The sequence below is a fragment of the Paenibacillus sp. TC-CSREp1 genome (genome assembly GCF_050171015.1).
GTDB lineage: Bacteria > Bacillota > Bacilli > Paenibacillales > Paenibacillaceae > Paenibacillus > Paenibacillus silvae.
Genome location: NZ_JBNOKM010000021.1, coordinates 60,391 through 85,113 on the forward strand (window position 1 = coordinate 60,391; position 24,723 = coordinate 85,113).

Consider the following 24,723-nt stretch of genomic DNA (forward strand, 5'->3'; position numbering starts at 1 on the left):
TTTCATTTTGTCCCTTACCAAAAAAGAGATTTTAGTTATATATTGGTATTATAAGTATATTTTTGATTGATCTACAACTGTAGAAAAATAACCCTCATAGAAAAGGATAGAATTACGATGAAAGGATGGAGTTATGATGACTGATATGAAAAAAGCTGTCGTGATTGGCGCAGGAATTGCAGGGTTAATCACTGCAAGAATGTTATCTGATTATTATGAAGAGGTATGCATTATCGAGCGAGATGAATTGCCTGCTGAACCATCGAATCGGCAGGGTGTGCCTCAATCCTTTCATCCTCATCGGGTATTGCCGCGCGGCGGACTCATTCTGGAACAGTATTTTCCCGGATACAATGATGAATTGATTGCATTGGGTGCTATTCCTTCACAGAACGAAAAATTTGTGATAGCCAATCGTTACGGAACAATAGTCAACAAAGCGAATGCGGCTGCTTCGTCATTCAACATTGCATCGTGCAGCAGAGCCCTGCTTGAATGGGTCCTGCGTCAGCGAGTACAGAACATCGATCATGTAAGCTTCTTGACCAGTACGGAAGTTACCGGGTTAATCGTATCGGAAGATCGCCATTCCATTACAGGAGTATACACTAAAAAAAGAGGCCGGGATCATCGGATAGAAATGCTTGCAGCGGATATGGTGGTTGATGCCGCGGGACGCTCCTCCAAATTGATCAGGTGGCTTGATGAGATAGGAATACCCGTTCCTGAACCGGAGGTACTTAGGGTATCTCTTGGTTACAGCACCCGTTATTACAACATACCATCCTCTATTCAAAATGAATGGGGAACGGTGATCAAAGAATCAGACCCGGAGCAAGGAATTCGTGCAGGCATGTTCTCGCGAATTGAAAATGATATTGCGGGAGTATTGCTTTTCAACGCAGGAGGCAATGAATACCCTTCCACCGATCCGGATGAGTTTCAAAAGCAGATCAAGCAGCTGTTTGCTTCACATGAAATCGCAGCGTTGGTAGACCAGTTGGAGCCGCTTCAAGGACCGCGAGGATACCGTATTTCCGAGTCTGTCCGTCAACATTTTGAACTGATGGAGCATTGGCCTTCGGGATTACTCGTGCTTGGCGATGCATTCTGCAGCTTTGATCCGATCCATGGCCAAGGTATGACGGTTGCTGCAATTGAGGCCGAGACGATAGGGAAATGTCTAGAGGCACAGCGAGTGCATCCTGAGCCACAGTTTGAGCGCCAGGTGCTGCTTCGTATGCAGCAGGAGATCGAACCGGCCTGGTGGCTCAGCTCCGTGGCCGACCTGCGCTGGCAAGGTGTTGAGCATGTTGGGCCGTCCCGTCTGAAGGGGGTAACCTTTGCTCAGAAATATATCAATTTGTTTGTGAAGCAGGCAATGAAAAAGTCGAGTCAGGAAAACAATAATCGTCTCTTTTTTATGCACTTTCTGATGAATGCCTTAATTCTTCCACCAAGCGAATTTTTTAAAGGGGACATCCTGAACCTGATTTTGAATGACAATGGCTCCAAAGAAGAACTGGAGTTAAGAGCAGAGCTTGGTATAGAAGATCCAGAGCTTTTCCAGCAAAGAATAGATGAGATTATTCCGTCATTTCAGTTGGAGCCCGATGGTCGTATCCAGAAAATGATGGATTCTTTACGGCTTGCTATGAGCAAGTAAGGGGAATAGATGAAAAAAATTATATTAAATTTCATAGCCAGCGTTGTTATTTCTTTCATTGTATGTTTTCTCGTTTTGTTTTTTGCCGCAGTTCCAGATACAGATCGTGTCATTTTATCTATAGCCATTACGATATCACTTCAATTATCCTTAATCACCGCAGTATTGCTCTCGAAACATAAGAAATAAAAAAACAGTCCGGGACCACGAATTTTTGTGATCCCAGACTGTTTTTGTTAAGGAATTGATAATTTACTCTGCATTCAGTACAAACTTCTCAATTACCTCTTTGACCCCGTCTTCGTTGTTGCTTGCTGTAATGTAATCCGCCAGCTCTTTCAGGGCAGGAATGGCATTGCCCATCGCTACACCAAGACCAGCCACTTCCAGCATCTCGTGATCGTTCCATGAGTCACCGATGGCGATGCATTCGCTGAGCTGATGACCGAAATGCTCGGCCAGGAACGTCAGCGCATGGCCTTTCGTGCCTTCTTTATGCATGATTTCGAGGAAATACGGCTTGGACTTCGTAATGTGTACCTCGGGTCCGAGCAGCTCACGAAGCTCGACAGCCACTTGATCCAGATAGTCGGGCTCATCAATGATGAGCAGTTTTGGTGTAGGCTGTTCAATCACTTTAATGAAATCAGACTCAATGTAATATTGCGTGCCGTTTAGTTTGGCATAATCAAGTAGCTTTTGATTTTCCTCACGGGCATAAAGCTTGTCGTCGATGTACGTTTGCAAGTGCAGGTTTTTCTCCAGGCAGTAGTCAAACAGCTTGCGGGAAGCCTCCTGCGGCACATAGCGCTCATACAGCACTTTTTCGTCAAGCAGGTTTTTCACCAAAGCGCCTTGATACGTAATGATCGGTACGTTCAGCTTGGTTTGGCGAGCAAGTGCCTGTGCCGAAGCATACGCGCGTCCAGTAGCGAGAGTTACCACGACACCGTGGGCTACCGCTTGTTCCAGTGCAGTTTGCGTAGCGGGTGTAACTTCCTTGTTGTCGTTAATCAGGGTGTCGTCAATGTCAATCGCGATGAGTTTGTAAGTCATGTGTGCGTTTCTCTCCTTTTTTATCTGGCTCTATTTCATTGAACGAAATAAATAGATTACACGAGACACTCCAAATGCAGATTCATCTTCCGATCACTGTTATCCCCGGATTTTTATTAAAGTTTTACTGGATGGTAAAATCCGGTTCTAAACGCGAGCGCTTCACTTCTTCATATGAATTCTGCCTTTTCCGTTAAACGTGTAATCCTGAATCCGCTCAAACAATCTATATCCATCTAAATTGCTTGTTTATTTATGTTACTCCTCCAGGAAAATAAGACCGATGAAGTCTTCCAGCTCCAGGTTGCCGAAGTAATGTTTCACATCCAGGCCTTCCAGTGCTGAACGCACTTCAGTCTCGTCATAACGCTTGCCGCGCAGCATATCCTCGATATCTGCTACATCGCCAACACCGAAGAAATCGCCGAAGATTTTGATATCCTCGATGCGGCCATCCTTGATGTTCATGCGCAGGTCGATGATGCCCACCGGGAATTTGCGGGTATGCTTTACATTGCTTTCCGGTGACAGACCGTAGTTCCAGTCCCAGTTGTTATAACGCTCGGCCGAGATTTCCTTGATTTTGTCCCAGTCTTTCTCGGTCAGCTTGTACTGTGGAACGTCCTGCGGCTCCATACGGAAAATGTGACGCAGCAGCTCATCACGGAACTCTTCAATCGTCAGATTGGTGTCAATCAGATCACGAATGTTGGCCACGCGGCTGCGTACCGATTTGGTGCTCTTTGATTTGAATTTCTCGGGATTGACGTTCAGGGATGCCTGAACATGCTCCAGATTCAGATCAAACATCAGCGTGCCATGACTGAACATGCGTCCGCGAGTGGCGAATTGCGCGTTGCCGGAAATTTTCTTTTCACCGACTTGCAGATCATTGCGCCCGGTCAACTCGGCATTGACACCAAGCTCGTGCAGAGCTTCAACGACAGGCTGGGTGAATTTGCGGAAGTTGTGGAAGGATTGGCCGTCATCCGCAGTGATAAAACTGAAGTTCAGGTTGCCCAGATCGTGATACACCGCACCGCCCCCGGAAAGGCGACGTACCACCTGCACTCCGTTATCCTGAACGTACTCGATATTAATCTCTTCAATCGTGTTCTGGTGTTTACCGATAATGATCGACGGACGGTTGATGTAAAACAACAGATAGCTGTCATCCTCCATCGGCAGATGCTTCAGAATATACTCCTCAATCGCGAGGTTTACAGAAGGATCTGTAATGCCCTGATTATCTACAAACAGCATGGTCATTCCTCCATTAATGTATATGAGAGGCTTGTAAGCCCCCTATGTAGTGATGCTTGTACAAATGAATCAGAAAACCGAAGTTCCTGAAATTCCTCTTCTATTGTAAACGAATTGCGGTTAGGACACAAAGAAAACACGTAACCTCTTTGTTTACAACTTCTGGCTTTGGCCCCGATCATAAAATGAAAACAATACAGGATTGACCCGTAGCTCCTATGCCCTCCATAATAAAAACAACATGCAGAGAGGATGACGGATGAATGACCGGTTATATTGAAGTGTTCGGACATGGCGGAGATGTGGAGACCGCAGCTTCGCGTTTTGGAGGCAATGCCACAGATTTTCTGGATTACAGCGCCAATATTAATCCGTTAGGACCGCCGAGGGAAGTGCTGGAGGCTTTGCAGCAGGGGCTGCATTCTGTGCTTCGTTATCCCGATCCGGGGCATCGGGGATTCAAAGCGTTGCTGAGTGAACGGCTGGGTGTGACGCAGGAACAAATCTCTGTGGGCAACGGTGCGGCCGAAAGTATGGCGCTGATCCTGCTTGGACTTGCTCCGCGCAGAGTGGGCACTGTAGAGCCGGGCTTCTCGGAGTACCGTGCTCTGGCGCGCCAATTCGGTGCGGAGGTTACACATGCGATGGGGCGGGAAGAGCTGAACTGGCGTGCGAGGCCCGAAGATATTGAACGGCTAATGGAAGAGGTGGACCTGCTTTTCCTCGGACAGCCTAACAATCCAAACGGTGTGCAGTATCCGCTGGAGGTGCTTCACAGGCTCGCACGAAAAGCTGAAGAGAGCGATACGGTGCTTGTCATTGACGAGGCTTTTATTGATTTTATTCCGGCAGCAGAGCGTCAGTCTCTTGCTTCAGATATAAATAAGTATCCGAATGTCATCATCATTCGCTCCATGACCAAGTTTTACGCCATCCCCGGGTTGCGGCTTGGATATGCCATAGGCAGTCCGAAATATATCCAGGCGATGACACGGAAACAGGTCACCTGGAGTGTAAACGGGCTGGCACTTGTTGCAGGTGAAGCCTGTCTGCGCAGCGGCGAACGTTATGAACAGGAGACAATCGCGCAGATTGCGCAGGAGCGTGAACGGCTGGTTGCAGCGCTGGCGAGGTATGGATGCAGTGTAACACCGGGAGAGGCCAATTTCCTGCTGGTACATGTGCCCGCGCCTTGGACAGCGGCTTCCATGCAGGAAGCTTTGGGGCGGAGGGGCATTCTGATTCGCAGCTGTGCCATGTATCCGGGGCTTGAGGCAGGACATGTACGTTTTGCGGTCAAAGGTGCTGAAGCCAACGACAGGTTGCTTGACGTGCTCAAAAGTGTGCTTGAACGAAGCGAGGATCAGGACGAGGATCTGGCAGTGGCCGATCAGGAGAGTCAGCAGACGCAGCATTCCAAAAAAATTAAGGGAGGGGAGCAGGTGTGACACTCCCGTTTTATAACTATTTCACACATGGAAAAAAAGACGAGAACACCTATATGTCCTCTTCTTGGCCGGGTCTGCTCCTATCTGCACATAAACGGCATATCAGGGCGCTCAGTTCACAGCCTGCACAGGCATTATCAAGTGCGGTGTACGGTGGGGGGATGCTCGAACTGGACCGTGTCTTTAACATCTATGTGGACAAGCACTACCGTTGTGATGATCCGCCCCGTGACATCGAGCAGGCGCTGGTCGAATGGCAGGAACGAACGGAGCAGTGTGCCGGATTGTTAACAGCGGTCAGGCTGGAGCATACCTCGATTCAGGAGTATACATGTGATGCTTTTGGGTTGTTGTGTTGTACCACCGCAGGGGTATCGAATGCAGCACGTGCTGGTTCGGAGAGAACTGTTTTTGATGCTTACGGAGAAAAACATCAAGCGACGGCCTCGACACTGCGAGGGACGGAGGCTGTTTCAGCAGCTTACGATCGGCACATTGGAACGGATATCTCTGATACATCAAACAAAGCTTCATCCAATACATCAAGCACATTTTCATATGTTCCAGGCACAATTAATATCATGCTCTGGTTCAACGGTCAGATCACCCCGGGGGCAATGGTTAACGCCATTCAGACAGCGGTCGAGGCCAAGGCAGCGGCACTAGCCGATGCAGGCATCATGGATTCGGAGAACGGACTGACTGCCACAGGCACAACGACCGATGCCATTGTGCTTGCAGTGCGCCAGACCGAGCATGAGAGCCAGCCGCTGCATACGTACGCTGGTACAGCTACCGCTCTGGGTGCGGCGATTGGCAGACTGGTATATGACACGGTGACAGAAAGCCTGCAGGCTGGACTTCACTGGAAAGAGAGGAGAGGACAGGGCGACAATGACATTTGATGTTGGACACCTATGGGCATCATCGTTCTGGGCAGGCATAGCAGGAGCCTGGATCATTATACTTGCGTACATATTGGATCGGTGTATCGGAGACCCGCGCTGGATTCCTCATCCGGTGATCGGCATGGGGAAAGCGATCTCGGCGCTGGAACGTATGATTCGAGCACGCGTGAAGACAAATGAAGGTTTGACAAGAGCTGGTCTGTTATTTCCGCTCCTGATTGCGGGGGGGGCTTTTGTTGTCACATGGGGTGTGCTGCTCCTGCTGGGCTTGATACATCCGATCGTAGCCGGCATAGCCGAAGTCATTCTTATTGCCACGACCATTGCTTCCAAAGGACTGCGTGATGCAGGCATGGAAGTATACCGTCATCTGAAACAGCAGGACTTTGCTGCCGCGAGGCGTGCACTCGGCATGATCGTGGGACGTGATACAGCACATCTGGACGAGCCTGAGGTCGTTCGGGGAACGGTGGAGACGGTCGCGGAAAATATCGTGGATGCCATCGTATCACCTCTATTCTATGCACTCATTGGCGGTGCCCCGCTGGCTATGGCGTACCGTGCTGTCAACACTCTGGACTCTATGGTCGGGTATAAAAATGACAAATATCTGCATCTCGGCTGGGCTTCGGCCCGTCTGGATGATTGGGCGAACTGGATTCCTGCCCGTCTGACGGCGATGCTGTTAATTACGGGAGCATGGGTCATGAAGCTGGACGCCAAAGGCGCAGCGCGTATGGTTAGGAGGGATGCAAGACTGCATCCAAGCCCGAACAGCGGTTTTCCAGAATCGGCCGTTGCTGGTGCGCTGGGCATTCGGCTGGGCGGACATAATGTGTACCACGGCGTTTCCTCGTTTCGTGCGTATATGGGTGAACCAACGCGGCCAATGGAGGCAGAAGATATTGTGCAAACGACACGGCTGATGTTCTGGTCGGCGGGGGCTTTTGTTGTCCTGTGTTTCTTGACCGTACTTGTTGTACGGCTGACGGGAGGCGCACTGTTATGGCAATAAAGACAGGGCAGCAGCATCAAACAGAACGTAGTGCATCCTTAGTGGGTGAATCAGAGCAGCTTGGCCCGCAGCGCAGCATTGTGCTGATCCGTCATGGGACTACGTCCTGGAATGTGGAAAAAAAATATTTGGGGCATACCGACATCGGTCTGCTTCCTGATGCAAATGAAGAGCTGGCTATGCTGCGCGAGCAATGCCGCGGACTCGCATGGGACGCTGTATATTGCAGCGACCTGGTTCGCTGTCGCCAGACGCTTGCGCATATTGCGCCGCAGGCAGCTTCAGAGGCGAAGCTGGACCGGCGCCTGCGAGAGAATGATTTTGGACAGTGGGAAGGTCTGACCTATGAGCAATTGAAGCATAATCCGATCTACCGGAGCTGGATTGATCATCCGCAGGAGGTTACACCACCTGGGGGTGAAGCGTGGTCGTCTTTTGCCGAACGAATTGATTCATTTCTGGACGAGCATATTTGCTCGATGGATGATGTAAGGTTGCCACAAAGTAATCCACACAGGACACTCATTGTGACACATGGCGGGGTCATTCGTTATATGCTTTCCCGGCTTCTTGACGGTGTTGGCTTCTGGGATACTCACGTAATTCCCGGTCAAGCCATTCAGGTTCATCTGCAAAAGCAGGGCGGGAGATGGCTGGGCCGCAGGGTGTCTTTTCCGTCAATCGGGTTGTAAGGTCGTGCAATATACCCTATAATCACAACAGAAGTATGCTTGGTATGGACAGGTTGTACGGGGTGAGATGTGCTGCCTGAGCTGACGTGTTCTGTGCCGAATACTACAGCTGTGTTAGATTGGTTTTAATTCATTATTAACGACCAAGGGTCCCGTGTGTAGAGAGGTTATTCATGATAAGGAAACACAAGGTCATGATCTGCATTAGGGTAAAATGGGGAAGCCGGTGCAAATCCGGCACGGTCCCGCCACTGTGAAACAGGAGTATTCCTGTAAGTCAGATTACCAGCCCTGGACGTACAAGCCGCTGTTCCTTCGAGGAAAGGACAACGTTTCGGGCCATTCTATGCGCATGGACAGCCTAGGGCTGCACATGTACAGATTGCCGTAAGCGAGACGTTCTCCCTGATCCTTTGTAAGAGGGTCGGGGATTTTTCATGTTGTACACGATACAGTCAAGTAATCCTATACACGTTTAACGGAGAGTGCAGAACGAATTTGGAGAAACGAAGTGCTCGCCTGAAAGCTTTCTACAAGAAAGCTGCATCGGAAGCATACGCTTATCACCGGATTTTTCCCTTTACACAAGGGAATCAAAAAAATTCGGGGATAACAGCGATCGGAAAATGGTACTGCAATCGGAGTGGCTCGTGTATAACAAAAGCAACAACAATAGTACAGATAAAGAAGGGGAGTTTAAATCAATGATTAAGAACTGGAAAGCACTATCATCTCTGCTGAGTGCAGCGATGCTGGCACTGGCGCTGGCTGGATGCGGCAATACCGCAACAAAAGAAGGCGCGGGTAACTCACAGCAACCTGCACAGGAGCAGTCTCAGGAACAAACGCAAACGGATTTGAAAACCCAATATCCATTGACGGTTACGGATGCAACAGGTGAGTCTTTCACTTTTGAAAAGGCGCCAACCAAAATCGTATCGGTCTCACCTGCCGAGACAGAGTCTCTGTTTGCTCTGGGACTGGATAATGAGATTATTGGTGTGTCCGATTATGACGATTATCCGGAAGCAGCCAAAACGAAAGCCAAAATGGGCGGCATCAACAAGCCGAATGAAGAGTCCGTAATTGCAGCCGACGCCGATATCGTATTCGGAGGCATTTCATTAAGCGAGGATGCAGTGAAAAAGCTGCGTGATATGGGGATCACCATTTTCAAAACTGACCCTAAATCCATCGACGATGTCATGAAAAATATCGAAACCTTCGGTAAAATTACCGATCATCAGGAGCAGGCGCAGAAATTGATTGCACAGATGAAGCAGGATGTAACTGATGTGACCGAAGCGGTAAAAGCTGTAAAACCGGAGGATAAGAAAAAAGTATATATTGAATTCTCTCCAGGCTGGTCTGTAGGTAAAGGTGAGTTCATGGATGAACTAATCACGGTTGCAGGCGGAACCAATATTGCTGCAGACAAAGAGGGCTGGTATGAAATTAATGAGGAGAACGTCATTGCCTCCAACCCGGATGTTATTTTGTACGCCAATGATGTAGTGGAGGACTCCAAAACGCTCGATCAGATCATCAAGGCACGCAGCGGCTGGGATCAAATAACAGCAGTGAAGAACAATGCTGTTATTGGTCTGGATGCTAACTTGCTCAGTCGTCCGGGGCCACGTGTAACTCAAGGGCTGAAAGAAGTTGCCAAAGCGATCTATCCTGACCTGTTCAAATGAGCAGAAAGCTGATCCTGTTCGGAACAATGGGCATGGCGCTGCTGGTGCTTACCGTGCTCATCTGTACGGGCATCGGTTCAGTGGCGCTTCCTATCCGGGACATCGCAGGTATTCTCGTTCATAAACTGCCATGGGTGGGGGACTGGATTACACCTGATTGGAGTAAGGCTGCCGAACAAATTATTTGGAAAGTGCGGTTCCCGCGTGTCTTACTTGCGATGCTCGTAGGTGCTTCACTAGCGATAGCAGGGGCGGGCTTTCAAGGTGTACTGCGCAATCCGCTGGCTGATCCATTCACACTGGGGGTTTCCTCAGGTGCTTCAGTAGGTGCAGCGTTCCTGATTTTTTTCGGTTTGCAGTACGCTTTAATCGGCATTTGGACGTTGCCGCTGGTTGCTTTTTTGACCGGGGTTATTACGTTATGGTTTGTGCTGGCACTGGCTCGTGAAGGGCGGAAAATACCAACACATAGCCTCATATTGGCGGGTGTGGTGATGCAAAGTTTCCTGGGTGCGGTCGTTTCGTTCCTGTCGACCATGTCCAAGCAGACGATTAATGAAATTATATACTGGACGATGGGAAGTCTGGCTTTGCGCGGGTGGTCGTATACGGCCATCCTTTTCCCGTATTTCCTGCTTGGGCTGGTCTTTCTCTGGAGCCGGGCGCGTTCACTGAACGTGCTGGCACTCGGTGAACGTCAGGCTGCACATATCGGCGTTGGCGTGGACAGACTCAAGCTGTCCGTGCTTGCTGCGGGCACGCTGCTTACAGCCGCGGCTGTCTCTGTGTCTGGAGTCATCGGCTTTATCGGATTGGTTATCCCGCACATGCTGCGCCTGCTGGTAGGGCCGGATTATCGACTGCTGGTGCCTCTGTCTGCTATTGGTGGGGCAATCTTTATGGTGTGGGCAGACACGATTGCCCGCTCCCTGCTGGCTCCGACGGAAATTCCGCTCGGCGTTGTCACTGCATTTGTCGGGGCGCCGTTTTTTGCCTACTTGCTGCATCGGAACAAAAAGCTGCAGAAGGGGATGATGCCGTGAAGAAGCAGATGAAACAAAGGATGAGGGATTCTCAAATTCCTTCCTCCACGATGCTGGTGTCTCTTGCAGGGGCAGGCAAATCATATGGAGAGCATCCTGCATTACAGGATATAAACTGGAAGATTGCGGAAGGAGAATGGTGGGGCGTCGTTGGGGCGAATGGAAGCGGGAAGTCAACCCTGCTGCAGCTTATTGCCGGAACGGAAGGACTAAGTACAGGTCAGATTACGATAGATGGTCGCGATATCGGCTCTTACAGCCGCAAGGATCTGTCACGTATGATTGCCGTTTTGCAGCAGGACGGTCTGCCGGCGATCTCCTATCCTGTACGCGATGTCGTGGAAATGGGTCGATATCCGTATCAGAACTGGTTAGGTCGTGAATCGGCAGAGGGAGCCCGTGTGGTAGACAGTGTGATGGAAGAGCTGGGACTGACGGAGCTTGCAGAGCGGCCGCTGGATACGCTGAGCGGTGGTCAGCGGCAGCGTGTAGCACTGGCCAAAGTGATGGCACAGGAGCCGCGCCTGCTGCTGCTGGACGAACCAACGACGTTTCTGGATATTAAATATCAATTGCAATTTATGGAGCTGCTGGCTGCATGGAGGCAGAAAAACAACATCACTATAGTAGCTGTGCTGCATGATTTGAATCTGGCTGCATTGTTTTGTGATCGGATTCTGGCACTGAGGGAAGGTGCTATGGTCGGGAAGGGCACACCTCACAGCCTGATGACGGAAGAGCAGATTCGGGACGTTTTTCGCGTTGAACCTGTGATGGTGTCCCATCCGAGCCATGCCGTGCCTCAATTGCTGCTGCGTCGGGAGAAGTAAAAGTGCGCGAGTTAATCAAGTAAATGCAGGCGTGGTAACGGAAATAAATGCGTGTGTTGGTTTTAATGAAGCATGTGTGTGACATCTAATCAAGTGGCGTTGTTTAATGTAAATGCTGCGTGATCAACGGAGTAAACGAAGCGGGAGAACCCCCTATTTTGATGAAGGAAGTGCTGGTTGGATGAAGAATGAACAGATATTGGAACAATGGCTGACAAAAATTGTGGCTCCTGACCTGAACGTGGCTGCGGAAACGTCGGCTCATGTGGATGTACTCACGAAACCGCCCGGAAGTCTCGGGAAATTGGAAGAGCTTGTGATTCGTCTTGCAGGTATGACGGGGAAAGCTCAACCACGGTTTGATCGCAGAGCGGTGATTGTGATGGCTGCGGATCACGGTGTGGTCACAGAAGGCATTAGTGCTTTTCCGGCGGAGGTAACACCGCAGATGGTAATGAATTTCCTTGCTGGAGGTGCTGCTGTGAATGTGCTGGCCCGTCAGGCGAGAGCAGAGGTCATCTGTGTTGATATCGGTGTCAATGCTGATCTGCAGCATGCGGATCTGTTCTCCCGCAACGTTCGTAAAGGTACAGCCAACATGGCCCAAGGGGCGGCGATGACTCGTGATGAGGCGATTCAGGCCATCTTGACAGGTGTGGAGGTGGTCGCCGAAGAAGTGGCAAAAGGTACACAGCTGTTTGTCACTGGAGAGATGGGGATCGGGAATACCACGGCAAGTGCTGCGGTGATGAGTGCACTCACCGGCATAGCACCTGCTGCTGCGGTTGGACGCGGAACGGGTCTGGACGATGCGGGTCTGCAGCGTAAAGCGGCTGTTGTCAGCCAGGCGCTGAGTGTGAACCAACCTGACCCGGACGATGCGCTTGATGTGTTAAGCAAGGTGGGCGGGCTGGAGATTGCCGGACTCACCGGGGTTATCCTTGCCGCTGCAGCTCATCGCTGCCCTGTCGTTATAGACGGATTTATCTCCACAGTTGCAGCGCTGGTTGCGAGACAGCTGGCTCCTCTGAGTACAGCCTATATGATCGCATCGCATACCTCCAATGAGAATGCACATGCAGCGCTGCTGCGTGAGCTTGAACTGAAGGCGATGCTTGATCTGGATATGCGTCTTGGTGAGGGAACCGGCGGGGTATTAAGTCTGCATCTGATTGATGCGGCTTGCCTCATTCTGAATGAGATGGCAACCTTCACAAGTGCTGGTGTGTCCAATGGTTCAGGAGATGGCTCCCGATGAGTGTACTGGTCACAGGCGGGGCACGCAGCGGTAAAAGCTCGTTCGCCGAGCGTCTCTGTATGCAGCGTTCCTCGGAGGCATGGTATGTGGCGACAGCCCAGGCATATGATGACGAGATGCGTGAACGCATTGCGATGCATCAGAAGCAGCGCGAGGACTCGGGTTACCTCTGGCGTACGATGGAGGAACCGCTGGCATTGCCCGCGTTGATAAAACGTATGGGCGAAGGACATACGGGTACTTCTGCACCGACAATTCTGGTCGATTGCTTGACCCTTTGGCTGACCAATGTGCTTTTAGCGCATGAACAGGACGAGAGCCATGTGCTTCAGGGGCAGCTGGATGCGTTGGTGGAAGCGATTCGAACCTATCCGGGTCTGCTCGTGCTTGTCACGAATGAAGTAGGCGATGGAATTGTGCCTGAGTACAAGCTGGGCCGCATTTATCGTGACCTGGCGGGGGTGCTCAATCAGCGTATCGCAGCGATCTGCGGCGAAGTATTTCTCGTCACCGTGGGCATCGCGATTGAATTAAAAAGCAAGGAGTATCGTTTATGAAGCAGGATGCATCCGGCTCAGCCGTTCCGCAGCGGAAACATGCGGCTGCAGCCGCATTTCAATTTTTGTCCCGTTTTCCTGTGAAAATGCAGCTTGATTTTGTGCCGCCACTGCTGCGTGAAAGTGCAGTGTATTACCCGCTTGTCGGTGCGGCAATTGGTCTATGTGTCTGGTTTGTCGGCGCACTGAGCGGTCAACTGCTGCCTGCTTTTCCGGCAGCGGTTCTGACCTTGACGTTATGGGTGTGGCTGACCGGAGGGCTTCATCTCGACGGATGGATGGATACGGCGGATGGACTGCTCAGTTACCGCAGCCGTGAACGTATGCTGGAGATTATGAAGGACAGCCGGGTAGGAGCTATGGGGGTTATAGCCTGTGTACTGCTGCTTATGATGAAGGCTGCTCTGATCGCGGACTTTATTGCCCGCGGTAGCTGGGTGTACGGCGCTTTGCTGATTCTGCCCATGATCTGGAGCCGCTGGTTCATGGTGTACGCGATGTCGGCCTGGCCTAATGCACGCGGGGATGACGGGCTCGCTGTATTATTCAAAGGGCTTGGCGAGCGCAGCGAGGTCCAGCGATCACGTCGTGCCGCTCTCATGCTTACGCTGATTGCAGGCGTTGTCACGCTGGCTGCGGTAGGGCTTTTTAAACCGGATACAGCGATTGCGGATGTGATGGTCAGCGGGTTTGGAACCTTACCGTGGTGGCTGTATCCTGTATCGGCTGTTATTGTCCTGCCTGTCGCATGTTATTATATTGGCCGCTTTGTGGCTTCGCGGATCAGTGCACGACTTGGAGGGCTTACCGGGGATACATATGGTGCCATGAATGAACTTCTGGAAGCCGCTTTGCTGACGGTGTTAAGCGTGCTGCAAGGACTATTTTGGTTGTAACGATCGTTGTAAAGAAAGCAGATGCAGACAGGGGGGAGCAGCGTGCGTGAGAAACAAAAACAACCGGCGGCTGTACTGATGCTGCAGGGAACGGCTTCCGATGTAGGGAAAAGCGTCATTACTACTGCGCTATGCCGGATTTTCAAGCAGGACGGCTTCAGGCCTGCTCCGTTCAAATCACAGAATATGGCGCTGAATTCCTACGTCACAGCAGATGGCAAGGAGATTGGGCGAGCGCAGGGGGCACAGGCTGAAGCCTGCGGAATCGAGGCTACAACCGATATGAATCCGATTCTGATCAAACCTGTGCGGGATATGCATTCCCAGATTGTGGTACATGGTGTTCCTTTTGCGCAGATGAGTGCGTCAGATTACCGTCAGCATTTTCTGCCAGAAGCCAGGCAGACCGTAATGGATGCCTTGAACCGTCTTCGTGATGCCTACGATATCGTTTTAATGGAGGGAGCGGGCAGCCCGGCTGAGATCAATCTGAAGGACCGGGATATCGTGAACATGAACCTGGCCGGATGGGCGGATGCACCGGTGATTCTGATCTCCGATATTGATCGCGGTGGTGTATTTGCATCGATTGTAGGTACGCTTGAACTGCTGGAGCCCCATGAGGCAGCCCGTGTCAAAGGCTTCATTATTAACAAGTTCAGAGGGGATCTTTCCTTGCTTCAGCCCGGTTTGGACTGGCTTGAGGAACGCACAGGCATTCCTGTCCTGGGTGTGCTGCCATACATAAGAGATATACAGATTGAAGCAGAGGATTCGGTGGTGCTGGATTCCCTGCGTCATGGCAAAAGCGGGCAAACAGAGCTGGATATTGCTGTTATCCGATATCCGCGCATTTCTAACTTTACAGATTTCGATGCGTTGCTTCGCGAACCGGATGTGAATGTACGTTATGTGACCTCTCCAGAAGAACTGGGCAGGCCGGATGCAGTTATTTTGCCAGGTACAAAGGATACCATCGGTGATTTGATTTTTCTAAGGGAGTCGGGCCTGGAACGGGCGATCCTGAACGATATGGAACAAAAGGCAATGCAGTTGGTTGGCATATGCGGCGGATATCAGATGCTGGGACGTCACCTGAAGGACCCGTTTGCAGTGGAGGCCAATCAGATTCAGGAAGCCGAGGGCATCGGACTGTTGCCGCTGTCCACGACATTTCTTCAGCACAAACAGACGGTGCGGGCAGCGGGCAAGATACAGCCGCTTCATCCGTTACGTCTCAGTGGGATGACGAATTCAGACATAAACACAGAGCAAGAAGCACACACAAGCACAGCTTCTGTACCTGTAAACGGATATGAAATCCATATGGGGGTCACCGAGTGCCATGAGCCCGAGCAGGTGACTGCGCTGTTTGAGATTGCTCATGCAGAAGGAGAGCCCTTTCTGGAAGGCTGGGGCACTTCGGATGGAAGCGTATGGGGCACGTATTTGCACGGTTTGTTCGAAAGCGACCGATTCCGGCGCTCCTGGCTGAACGGTCTGCGAGAAGCGAAGGGACTTGCTCCGCTGGAGGAAACGTACAGCGCTCATGAGCGTAAGGAGATGGAATTTGATCGGGTGGCTGATTCTTTGCGCTCGTCACTGGATATGAAACGAGTATACGAGATTATGGGTGTAATGCAGCGAGAATAAATAAGAGGACTTCTATAAGCCGACTTCTATAGGAATAATCATCTGATCATCTTTGTATGTTCAACTTATATCGCATCTAATCCAAAGAACACCCCCAAGGGCGGGCAGTCCGTTCGGTATGAACGAAGCTGCTGCTATATGGGGGTGTTCTTTATCATTCAATCATGTTCTCCTGTTTAAATCATCTGATCATGTGTTCTTGTTTAAATCTTTGGAAGCAAGGTTATAGATATTTGTTCGTGCCCGGTTCTCGTATGTTCCAGTTGAGATTGGAGCATCAAGCGCGTCCTCTAGTTGATCGTGAACTTCTTCATCGCCGTTTGCAATTCGACAGCCCGCTCATGCAGGTGGCGAACCGTATTGGAGTGAGAATCCATCTCGCTTAGCTGCATTTCTGCCGTAGCAGCAATCTGCTGCATGCTCTCACGTGATCTGGATGTAATCTGTGCTGTTTCTTCCACCGAAGCGCTGACCTCTTCTGCACCTGCAGACACCTGCTGTGTGGATGAGGACACCGTCTGAATGGTGAGATTAACATTTTGAATGAGCTCATTTAGCTGCTGGAAGGCCGAACCAGCCTTCTGCACAACCTCGGTTCCAGAACCAATCTCCTGCGTTACACGGTTCATTGCACTAACGGAGCGCTCGGCGTCTTCGCGAATGGTGCCGAGGTAATCGGCGATTTCCTCTGTTGCCGTTTTGGATTGTTCTGCCAGCTTACGGACTTCTCCGGCGACGACAGCGAATCCGCGTCCGTGTTCACCGGCACGTGCAGCTTCGATGGAGGCATTGAGCGACAGCATATTAATTTGTTTCGTGATTTCAAAAATGGAATTGACGATTGTACCGATCGCGACAGAACGTTCATTCATCGTTTCAATGTAACGCAGCGATTCGCTGGCCGTTGCGCCGACACGCTCCATCTGTTCAACTGCATTCTGTGCAAGCTGATTTCCGTTTGTTGCTTCTGTTGCGGCTTCGCTAATCTGTTCCGAGACTTCTGATGCAGACGAAGCGATATGCATAATGCCCTGCGTGATCTCTTCCATGGCTCTTGCATTCTCGGATGCACTGGAAGCAATGCTAACGCTGCCCTTTCCGGCTTCTTCTGCAGCCTGGCTGGAGTTCTGTACCATGCCGGACATGGATTCCACCCGCTGCAGCAGGTCATTGGATCCAACCACCACTTCGTTGGAGGTAGACAACGCGTGGCTGATCATTTCTTTGAGATTATGCGTCATGGTCTGGAAGCTTGCGGCCAGCTGGGCAATTTCGTCCTTGCCTTTCATCTTGAGCTCCGTGGTCAGATCACCTTGAGCGATTCGCTTGCTGTGCTCAACGAGTGTGCTGATTGGTCTGGTAACTCTTTTGACCATACTGGTAGAGATGAGCCAGCCAAGTACAAATACCAAAGCAGTGATACCCAGGCACAGCCAGAAAATCTGGGCAATTTTATCCTGAATAAACTTGGCATCCATGCTGACGGCCATGAGCATATTACTTCCTGAAATCGGGATAAATACAGCTTTATGTACACCATAGGCATCTGCATAAACGGAACTGATCGCAGCTTGTTTCTTCTCGCCTGCCTCTGTCATTGCTGGGTTGATGTCTACGACATCTCCGGCCTTCATGCCTGAGTTATTGCTTGCAACAACGACGCTGGCCTGATCATCCTGAAGGGCAACAACGTAGACAGCATCCAGGCTGTGCTCTTTGGCTTCTTCGGACAGGGAGGATTCTAACGTCATGGCAGCACCCTCGGCGCCTGCTCCGCCACTTTGCACCTGCAAAATTTTGGATGCAGATGTGTTTTTGTATATATCCTGAATGGATGTGCTCAGGACTTTATCGAATTGTGGAAGCACATAACTTTGAATAATATTCATTGATACGGCGTAGAAACTGATACTGAACAACAGGGAGGCAACCAGCAGCACAAGGAACAGTGTACCCCTGATCTTGCCGGCAACGGTTCGTTTGCGAAACATACAATCATCCTTTCACGTCATATTCATTAACATTATCCCTTTTCTTTTATCGTATGGCCTTTTTACCAACGAACAAAGACCTAGTTTTCATGTTTATAAAACTTGGGAATAAGCGGATATACCTATTTTACAAAATTAACCGCGGGTTGAATACAACTTTTTTCATAAAACTGCAATTATTTTCATGAAACGTGCATCCGTTACACAAATATTACATAATATCAATTAATACCTACCAGAATAGTTTGATATGTGTTATATTGTTCATTGTCCCTTTTGTGGGAAACATATAAATAGAAAATCGGTTTGATCACCGGTTAAACATGTCTGAGGAGGATATGAAGTAATGAATACATTTCTAATGATTGTGAATGTAGTAGTTATGCTGGCACTGCTGGGTGTGCTCTACTGGATGCAGAAGAAACACATCTCGTTTACGAAGCGTGTATTTGCGGGGCTTGGTATGGGCGTTGTGTACGGTGTAATTCTGCAATTGATCTATACATCAGGTTCGGATGTCATTGCGAAATCAGTCGATTGGTTTAATCTGGTCGGCTCAGGATATGTTCGTTTGCTGCAAATGGTCGTGATTCCGCTCATCATGGTGTCGATTATTTCGGCGATCATGAATCTGAAGGGCAAGCAGAACCTCGGTAAAATGAGTGTTTCGATTATTGCAATCCTGTTGATTACAACAGCCATTGCTGCGGGGGTCAGCATTGTGACCAGTCTGGGCTTCAACCTGACTTCCATTGAGATTCAAGGAGGAGAACGGGAGACTGCACAGATTCAGAAGGTGGAGGAGCGCCTGGCTGATGTGAAGGATCAGACGATTCCACAGCAGGTGCTGGAGTTCATCCCTTCCAATCCATTTGCGGATATGACGGGTGAACGCCGTACATCGACCCTTGCTGTTGTTATTTTCTCAGCTTTTATCGGAGTAGCTGTGCTGGGACTGGATCGTAAAAAACCACAGCAGGCAGAAACGTTCCGCGGCATGGTCAATGCTGTTTATGCCGTTGTGATGCGGATTGTTACGTTGGTGCTGAGGCTTACGCCTTACGGGATTTTAGCGCTGATTACAAAAGTAACGGCGACAACCAATGCGGAAGAGATATTAAAGCTCATCAAATTCGTGATTGCGTCTTATGTCGCGCTGGCAATTATGTTTATTATTCACCTTATTATCATCACTTTGTCTGGCTTCAACCCGGTGACGTATCTGAAAAAGGTGCTGCCAACGCTGGTATTTGCCTTTACGTCCCGTTCAAGTGCTGCGGCTATTCCACTGAATGTGGAGACACAGACGAAGAAACTCGGCGTATCGGACGGGATTGCCAACCTGTCTGCAAGCTTCGGGGCTACGATTGGGCAAAACGGCTGCGCCGGGGTATATCCGGCCATGCTGGCGGTAATGATCGCTCCGACGGTCGGTATCGACCCGCTGAGCTGGGACTTTATTGTCACGTTGATCCTCGTCGTGATGATCAGTTCGTTTGGTGTGGCTGGCGTTGGCGGCGGGGCAACCTTCGCCTCCCTGATCGTATTGTCCACCATGAATCTGCCTGTGGCTCTTGTTGGACTGCTCATTTCCGTGGAGCCGCTGATCGACATGGGTCGTACAGCGCTTAACGTGAACGGGTCGATGACATCCGGACTGTTGACGAGCAAGATTTTGAAGGAAAACGATCGGGATACGTTTAACGATCAGAGCCGTGAGCTGGATTCTGCGGCTCACGCGTAAGCTGGGGCGGGGCCTTGCGCCGCAGCTCTTGCAAGAGATAAGCAGATGCTCGGCAAGGTGAGCATTCTGCAATAGATGGCGCAGAGCCGTCCTTCGGAGAACTTCGAAGGGCGGCTCTTGCGTATGTAATTACGCCGGAGCGTGCGGCAGGGCACGGGGCGGGAGTCTTTTTTTCCAATAGACAAGGGGGGAGGAGATGTGATAGAGTATTCATGTTTTGGCCCTGTGCCAAGCCGCGGTTCGTAACCATCCCGCGTAATCAAAACTAGGAAGGCAGTGTATGTATTCATGTTTAATTTAGGCTTTGGAGCGGTATTTGTTCTCGTGACGTATGGATTTTTCCTCTTGTGTTACCGCTTGTTTGGCAAAAAAGGTCTGTATGCCTGGATTGGTGTAGCTACCGTCATCGCTAACATTCAGGTGACCAAAACGATAGATATTATGGGCATTGTGCTGACGCTGGGCAACACGATGTATGTCAGTATGTATTTGACGAGTGACCTGTTGAATGAGAAGTATGGATCGGGTGAAGCGCGAAAAGCGGTGTGGTTTGGATTTTTCACGCTGATCATGACAACGGTTCTGATGCAGATGGTATTGTTCTTTGATCCGGCACCGACGGACTTTGCCCAGGAATCCATGGAAAAATTGTTTGGTCTGCTGCCACGACTGGCACTCGGCAGTTTATCTGCGTATTTCATCAGTCAGTTTCTGGATGTACGTCTGTTCAGTTGGCTGCGCAAAGTAGCGCCCGGACGCAATCAGCTGTGGATTCGCACAAACGGCAGCTCGATTATCAGCTCCTTTGTGGATACACTCGTATTCTGTACGGTTGCCTTTGTCTTCATCTATCCATGGGACGTATGGCTGGAAATTTTCCTGACCACGTATCTGATCAAGTTTGTGCTGACTGCGGTAGGAACGCCGTTTCTATATGCTGCACGCAGCTTCAAGTTCAAAGATGAGGCTTGATGAATATTCAAAAAGGATCATGTTGAGATTTCCCTCTGCGCAGCCGCTTGCAATTGGACTGTGCAGGGGGATTTTTAATAGACAGCATATTTTATCGAAACGAGAAATAATGCTTTTTACATTTTTATGGAAAAGTTATAATGGAAACAACCTGTCGTAATGAGCGAACGTGTAGCATTCGTGGGCAATGACTTCATACCAAGGGCAAAGGGGAATCACACATGTACTCAACACTGCGTTATACATTGGAAAGCAATGGCACAACCTACGAGAATGACAGCATTAATGCCTCGTTATTGGTGGAGTTAATTACGAATCTGGAATTGCAGGATTATGTGGTGCTTGAACCTTCAGAGTTGGTGGAGGGAAGTATGTATATGCAGGCTGCTGCGCTTAAGGAACCCGGGCAAATGGTGGCGGAGATTCGTTTGCAGGAAGGAGAGAACGGTTTCCGGCATTACAGCTATACTACGGCAGATCCGACGGTGATCATTCAATGGATTCTGGATTACTGGGGGAAGCAGCAGCTGCCACAACTGGCGTCCTGGAAGGATATTACGCATGAGTTGGGTTAATTGAAGGAAGTTTAATGGTAAGCAGTTTAATGATAAGTAGTAAAATTGTATAGGGGAATTGTAAGTGAGAAAATTAAAATATTAAAATCCCGCAAACCATGAGGTCATGGAATGCGGGATTTTTTTCGTTTGCGTGTGTGTCCGTGGCCTGTTCTGTATCTGTGTACAGACTAGTCTGTCAGGATTTGCAGTTCTTTCGAATAGGTGGTCAGCACCTCTACACCTGTCTCGGTTACGAGCACATCATCCTCAATTCGCACGCCGCCTGCTGCCGTATAAATCCCCGGCTCAATCGTAAACACGGTTCCAGCCTGAAGAAGGTCCGTATTTTCGCCGTGAAGTGAAGGATATTCGTGCACATCAATGCCGAGTCCATGTCCGACACGGTGCATAAAGCGCTCGCCGTAGCCTGCATCAATCGTTACCTGGCGGGCAGCATGGTCCACCGAAGCACAGGTAATGCCTGGTTTAACTACCTGAATAGCGGCTTCGTTGGCTGCAAGCACCGTGTTATAGATAGTACGCAGCTCTGGCGAGATATCTCCAAATGCAAACGTTCGCGTAATATCGGATGCATATCCTGCGGCATACACACCCATATCAAACATCAGCAGGTCTCCATGCTGAAGCTTGCGGTCACCAGGCGTGCCATGCGGCAGGCCGGTTTTGGGCCCGGTCAGCACCATCGTGTCAAAGGAAGGGCCATCTGCTCCAAGCTTTTTCATCTGATATTCCATCTCGGCTACCAGTTCAATCTCCGTTACTCCTGCACGCACATGGGTAAGACCTTGGCGCAGTGTTTCTTCAATAAGATAGATCGCGTGGCGAATACGAGCGACTTCATCCGGTGTTTTGTTGACACGCAGCGCGCGCAGCAAGGGACCGACATCTTCGAAGCTTGCACTACCGAGTGCTGAGGTCAATTGCTCATAACGGGAGACGGTGACGTATTCTTTTTCCAGACCAACCCGGCCCAGGCGTCCCTGATATCGGTCAAACAAGGCATAAGGATTATCGGTGTCCGAATGCGTCGCAATGTTGGATACGGAAGAAGCGGCTGCCGCAGCGTCGGCGTCCAGTGCGGGTACAATCAACAGCGGGTCTTCGCCACGCGCCAGCATCAGACCCATAAAGCGTTCATGCGGATTGCTGGCATACCCGGTCAGGTAATAAATATGTTTGGGATCGGTAATGAGCATGGCGTCCAGCCCTTGCCCGGACAGATCGGCCTCGAGTCTTGATAAAGGAGTTTGATTCATGATTGGATGTATCCACCTTTCCATATGTGCTGCATAGGTTCGTGATTCGTCGTGCTGTTTCTATTGTTGTGCTGTTTCTATTATAGAAGATATTCATGGATTTCCCAATCACAAGATGGTCGTGAGATGTTCAAATAAAAGGCATTCCAGAATTTTATAATCCCAAAGTGTATAGAGGCACTAACGACCACCGTTGTGCAACACGGAACCGCTGGAAGTTTTGTACGGTGCGAAAAGCGTTTATCCGTCAGAGTCTGCATGCAATTCGTAAGAAATGGCTGCATATGTGAGCATGGAAATACGAGTTTATATCGTTTAAGTGAGGAGTGGCAAGGGTAATACAGGGCGAAACGTTTTATCTTATGAATGCCGTTGTACATCAAGCAAGAATAAAGACATAGACACATGGAGCCATCGGAGCCATCAGAACCATGGAAGCCCTTTCAATTTCGATACGTTATAATGATTCCAGATAGAGCTGCGATGTGGGAGAGAGGCTGACATATATTATATCAATGAGATCAGAACGAAAGGAGAATTCAATCTGTTATGAACAATCGATTAACCGTGCCGCTGTATGCATCCTTACTTAGTATGGCTTTGTTGACCGCGTCCTGTACACCGGGTGATCCGGCATCAAGCTCACAATTGTCTTCTCAGGGAGAGGGAACGGGTCAAGGGCTGACGGCAAAGGGGAGTAATTCTGGAGCTGCTGCTGGACCTGGAGAGAGTGGAGAGCAAGGCAGCGTCGTTGTGCCTTATCAGGCGTCTGTGCTGGTGGAGGGGCTGAATGCACCTTGGGAGATGGTAACAGCTGCAGATGGGCAAATGTTTGTTACGGAGCGCCCGGGAACGATTCGTGTCATTACGGATGGAAAGCTGGAGTCTGAACCGCTGATTGAATTTGAGGCCCCTTTTAACGAAGAAGGAGAAGGCGGGCTGCTGGGGCTGGAGATTGATCCAAACTTCGAGAGTAACGGATATTTGTATGTGTATCACTCCTATCTGGACGGGCAGGATATCGCCAATCGGGTGCTGCGTTTGAAGGTGAATGATGGAAAAGCGGTGATTGACCGCGAGCTGCTTGCTGATATTCCTGGCGGGGTGAATCATAACGGTGGACGTATCAAGATTGGCCCGGATGAACGGCTTTACATTACCACTGGTGAACGTTACGAACCGGAGCTGGCACAGGACCAGAACAGTCTTGGTGGAAAAATACTGCGCATCGGTCTCGATGGCTCGATCCCTTCAGATAACCCTTGGCCGAATTCCCCTGTATACAGTATGGGGCATCGGAACGCTCAAGGGCTGGCATGGAACCCGGATAACGGGTATCTCTATGCGACCGAGCACGGTCAGCGCAATCATGACGAGATTAACCGGATTGTTGCCGGGGAGAATTACGGCTGGCCCGAAGTGGAGGGCGACGATGATGGTGGTGGCGCCTATCAGGCCCCGCTTGCGCATAGTGGCAATGAAACTTGGGCGCCTTCGGGCGTAGCTTATATTACGGAAGGCCCATGGGCCGGGTCGCTGGTAGCTGCCAACCTGAGAGGGGAGCAGCTGCTGCGGGTGATATTGTCCGAAGACGGTACAAAGGTCGAACAGGTAGTTCCTTTTTTCAAAGGGGAATGGGGACGCATCCGCAATGTGAGTGCCGGTGAAGACGGCAAGCTGTACGTGCTCACGAACAATCGCGATGGGCGCGGCTCGCCGCGTGACGGGGATGACAAATTAATCGTGCTTACTCCAGAAGCATGAAATGAAGAGAAAGTAACGATCAGTGGAGACACGTAAGGAGAAACTTCAGGTTCAATGGAACGAGAAAGCCGTGGTAAAAGAGTGTCAGGAGAGGGCGCACTGAGAGACAGAGCGAATGAAGTGACTCGGTTATTCTAACGATTCGAGGGAAGCTTATTTGGTGGATTTTGAGCGTTTGAAAAATGTAACGATTCTCAGGAACGCTATTTTGCTGAAAAGGTGCATAATTGGGAGATTCCAGAGGTATTTCGAGCAAATAAGCTCTCTAGGAATCGTTAAAAAATAAAAAGTGGCGAATCAGACCAAATAAGGCTTCTGGGAACACTAGTCATGCGTTAAACCTGACATGAATAATCAGCAAAAAAAGTGAATTTAGACTTCCAAACCATAAAAAAATCCCCTAATGTAAAAGTGTGGCACATGTTATCCACGACTC

The 24,723-nt window shown here is 50.0% G+C and carries 20 protein-coding genes and 1 riboswitch; of the genes, 16 read left to right on the forward strand and 4 right to left on the reverse strand.

What is annotated here, in order from left to right:
* Positions 1-136 precede the first annotated feature (136 nt).
* The gene (locus ACQSGY_RS25935) at positions 137-1,666 is read left to right on the forward strand and encodes an FAD-dependent oxidoreductase (RefSeq protein ID WP_427181534.1); all 1,530 of its coding nucleotides are present in this window, start codon (positions 137-139) and stop codon (positions 1,664-1,666) included.
* Positions 1,667-1,918: 252 nt separating this feature from the next.
* Here the strand turns inward: ACQSGY_RS25935 and ACQSGY_RS25940 are convergent, their stop codons facing one another.
* Together ACQSGY_RS25940 and ACQSGY_RS25945 are read right to left on the reverse strand one after the other, a co-directional pair.
* Positions 1,919-2,722 (reverse strand): Cof-type HAD-IIB family hydrolase, encoded by an 804-nt coding sequence (locus ACQSGY_RS25940; RefSeq protein ID WP_111270518.1) that lies wholly within the window; start codon positions 2,720-2,722, stop codon positions 1,919-1,921.
* Between the two features lie 258 nt (positions 2,723-2,980).
* Positions 2,981-3,985, reverse strand: coding sequence for a lipoate--protein ligase (locus ACQSGY_RS25945; protein WP_145403365.1), 1,005 nt, complete (start codon positions 3,983-3,985; stop codon positions 2,981-2,983).
* A gap of 263 nt (positions 3,986-4,248) precedes the next feature.
* Here ACQSGY_RS25945 and cobD point away from each other — a divergent pair, with 263 nt between their 5' ends.
* The 11 genes from cobD (at position 4,249) to ACQSGY_RS26000 (ending at position 15,982) form a co-directional block, all read left to right on the forward strand.
* Positions 4,249-5,433 (forward strand): threonine-phosphate decarboxylase CobD, encoded by a 1,185-nt coding sequence (cobD, locus tag ACQSGY_RS25950; RefSeq protein ID WP_427181515.1) that lies wholly within the window; start codon positions 4,249-4,251, stop codon positions 5,431-5,433.
* Entirely contained in the window at positions 5,430-6,338 is a 909-nt protein-coding gene (locus tag ACQSGY_RS25955; protein WP_427181516.1) for an adenosylcobinamide amidohydrolase, read from the forward strand. Before cobD ends, ACQSGY_RS25955 begins: the two co-directional genes overlap by 4 nt.
* Positions 6,328-7,356: an adenosylcobinamide-phosphate synthase CbiB gene (gene cbiB, locus ACQSGY_RS25960; RefSeq protein ID WP_427181517.1), complete on the forward strand. Its 1,029-nt coding sequence runs from the start codon at positions 6,328-6,330 to the stop codon at positions 7,354-7,356. Before ACQSGY_RS25955 ends, cbiB begins: the two co-directional genes overlap by 11 nt.
* Positions 7,347-8,048: a histidine phosphatase family protein gene (locus ACQSGY_RS25965; RefSeq protein ID WP_427181518.1), complete on the forward strand. Its 702-nt coding sequence runs from the start codon at positions 7,347-7,349 to the stop codon at positions 8,046-8,048. The genes cbiB and ACQSGY_RS25965 overlap by 10 nt, the downstream gene beginning before the upstream one ends.
* 172 nt (positions 8,049-8,220) lie before the next feature.
* Positions 8,221-8,356, forward strand: a riboswitch (cobalamin riboswitch).
* A 396-nt stretch (positions 8,357-8,752) separates the two neighbouring features.
* Positions 8,753-9,745 carry an ABC transporter substrate-binding protein gene (locus ACQSGY_RS25970; RefSeq protein ID WP_427181519.1) on the forward strand — a complete coding sequence of 331 codons (993 nt, stop codon included), beginning with the start codon at positions 8,753-8,755 and terminating at the stop codon, positions 9,743-9,745.
* Positions 9,742-10,788 carry a FecCD family ABC transporter permease gene (locus ACQSGY_RS25975; RefSeq protein ID WP_427181520.1) on the forward strand — a complete coding sequence of 349 codons (1,047 nt, stop codon included), beginning with the start codon at positions 9,742-9,744 and terminating at the stop codon, positions 10,786-10,788. The genes ACQSGY_RS25970 and ACQSGY_RS25975 overlap by 4 nt, the downstream gene beginning before the upstream one ends.
* Positions 10,789-10,808: 20 nt before the next feature.
* A complete protein-coding gene (locus ACQSGY_RS25980) occupies positions 10,809-11,618 on the forward strand; it encodes an ABC transporter ATP-binding protein (RefSeq protein WP_427181521.1) in 810 nt (269 codons plus the stop codon).
* 181 nt (positions 11,619-11,799) lie between these two features.
* On the forward strand, positions 11,800-12,876 hold the full coding sequence (gene cobT, locus ACQSGY_RS25985; protein WP_427181522.1) for a nicotinate-nucleotide--dimethylbenzimidazole phosphoribosyltransferase: 1,077 nt from the start codon (positions 11,800-11,802) through the stop codon (positions 12,874-12,876).
* A complete protein-coding gene (gene cobU, locus ACQSGY_RS25990; protein ID WP_184190259.1) occupies positions 12,873-13,433 on the forward strand; it encodes a bifunctional adenosylcobinamide kinase/adenosylcobinamide-phosphate guanylyltransferase in 561 nt (186 codons plus the stop codon). Before cobT ends, cobU begins: the two co-directional genes overlap by 4 nt.
* The gene (cobS, locus tag ACQSGY_RS25995; RefSeq protein WP_427181523.1) at positions 13,430-14,329 is read left to right on the forward strand and encodes an adenosylcobinamide-GDP ribazoletransferase; all 900 of its coding nucleotides are present in this window, start codon (positions 13,430-13,432) and stop codon (positions 14,327-14,329) included. The genes cobU and cobS overlap by 4 nt, the downstream gene beginning before the upstream one ends.
* Before the next feature lie 21 nt (positions 14,330-14,350).
* Complete coding sequence (locus ACQSGY_RS26000; protein ID WP_427181524.1) at positions 14,351-15,982, forward strand: cobyric acid synthase; 1,632 nt, start codon at positions 14,351-14,353, stop codon at positions 15,980-15,982.
* Between the two features lie 290 nt (positions 15,983-16,272).
* Here ACQSGY_RS26000 and ACQSGY_RS26005 read toward each other — a convergent pair whose 3' ends face one another.
* Entirely contained in the window at positions 16,273-17,973 is a 1,701-nt protein-coding gene (locus ACQSGY_RS26005) for a methyl-accepting chemotaxis protein (RefSeq protein WP_427181525.1), read from the reverse strand.
* A gap of 346 nt (positions 17,974-18,319) precedes the next feature.
* On the opposite strand from ACQSGY_RS26005, the gene ACQSGY_RS26010 reads away from it, so the two are divergent.
* From ACQSGY_RS26010 to ACQSGY_RS26020, 3 genes are all read left to right on the forward strand, one after another.
* Positions 18,320-19,717: an L-cystine transporter gene (locus ACQSGY_RS26010; protein ID WP_427181526.1), complete on the forward strand. Its 1,398-nt coding sequence runs from the start codon at positions 18,320-18,322 to the stop codon at positions 19,715-19,717.
* A 288-nt stretch (positions 19,718-20,005) separates the two neighbouring features.
* Positions 20,006-20,689 (forward strand): queuosine precursor transporter, encoded by a 684-nt coding sequence (locus tag ACQSGY_RS26015; protein ID WP_216516395.1) that lies wholly within the window; start codon positions 20,006-20,008, stop codon positions 20,687-20,689.
* Between the two features lie 221 nt (positions 20,690-20,910).
* Positions 20,911-21,264 carry a hypothetical protein gene (locus ACQSGY_RS26020; RefSeq protein WP_427181527.1) on the forward strand — a complete coding sequence of 118 codons (354 nt, stop codon included), beginning with the start codon at positions 20,911-20,913 and terminating at the stop codon, positions 21,262-21,264.
* A gap of 170 nt (positions 21,265-21,434) precedes the next feature.
* On the opposite strand, the gene ACQSGY_RS26025 is transcribed toward ACQSGY_RS26020, so the two are convergent.
* On the reverse strand, positions 21,435-22,523 hold the full coding sequence (locus ACQSGY_RS26025; protein WP_188592662.1) for a M24 family metallopeptidase: 1,089 nt from the start codon (positions 22,521-22,523) through the stop codon (positions 21,435-21,437).
* Between the two features lie 549 nt (positions 22,524-23,072).
* On the opposite strand from ACQSGY_RS26025, the gene ACQSGY_RS26030 reads away from it, so the two are divergent.
* Positions 23,073-24,287, forward strand: a complete 1,215-nt coding sequence (locus ACQSGY_RS26030) for a PQQ-dependent sugar dehydrogenase (RefSeq protein ID WP_427181528.1) — start codon at positions 23,073-23,075, stop codon at positions 24,285-24,287.
* The last annotated feature ends 436 nt before the right edge of the window (positions 24,288-24,723 follow it).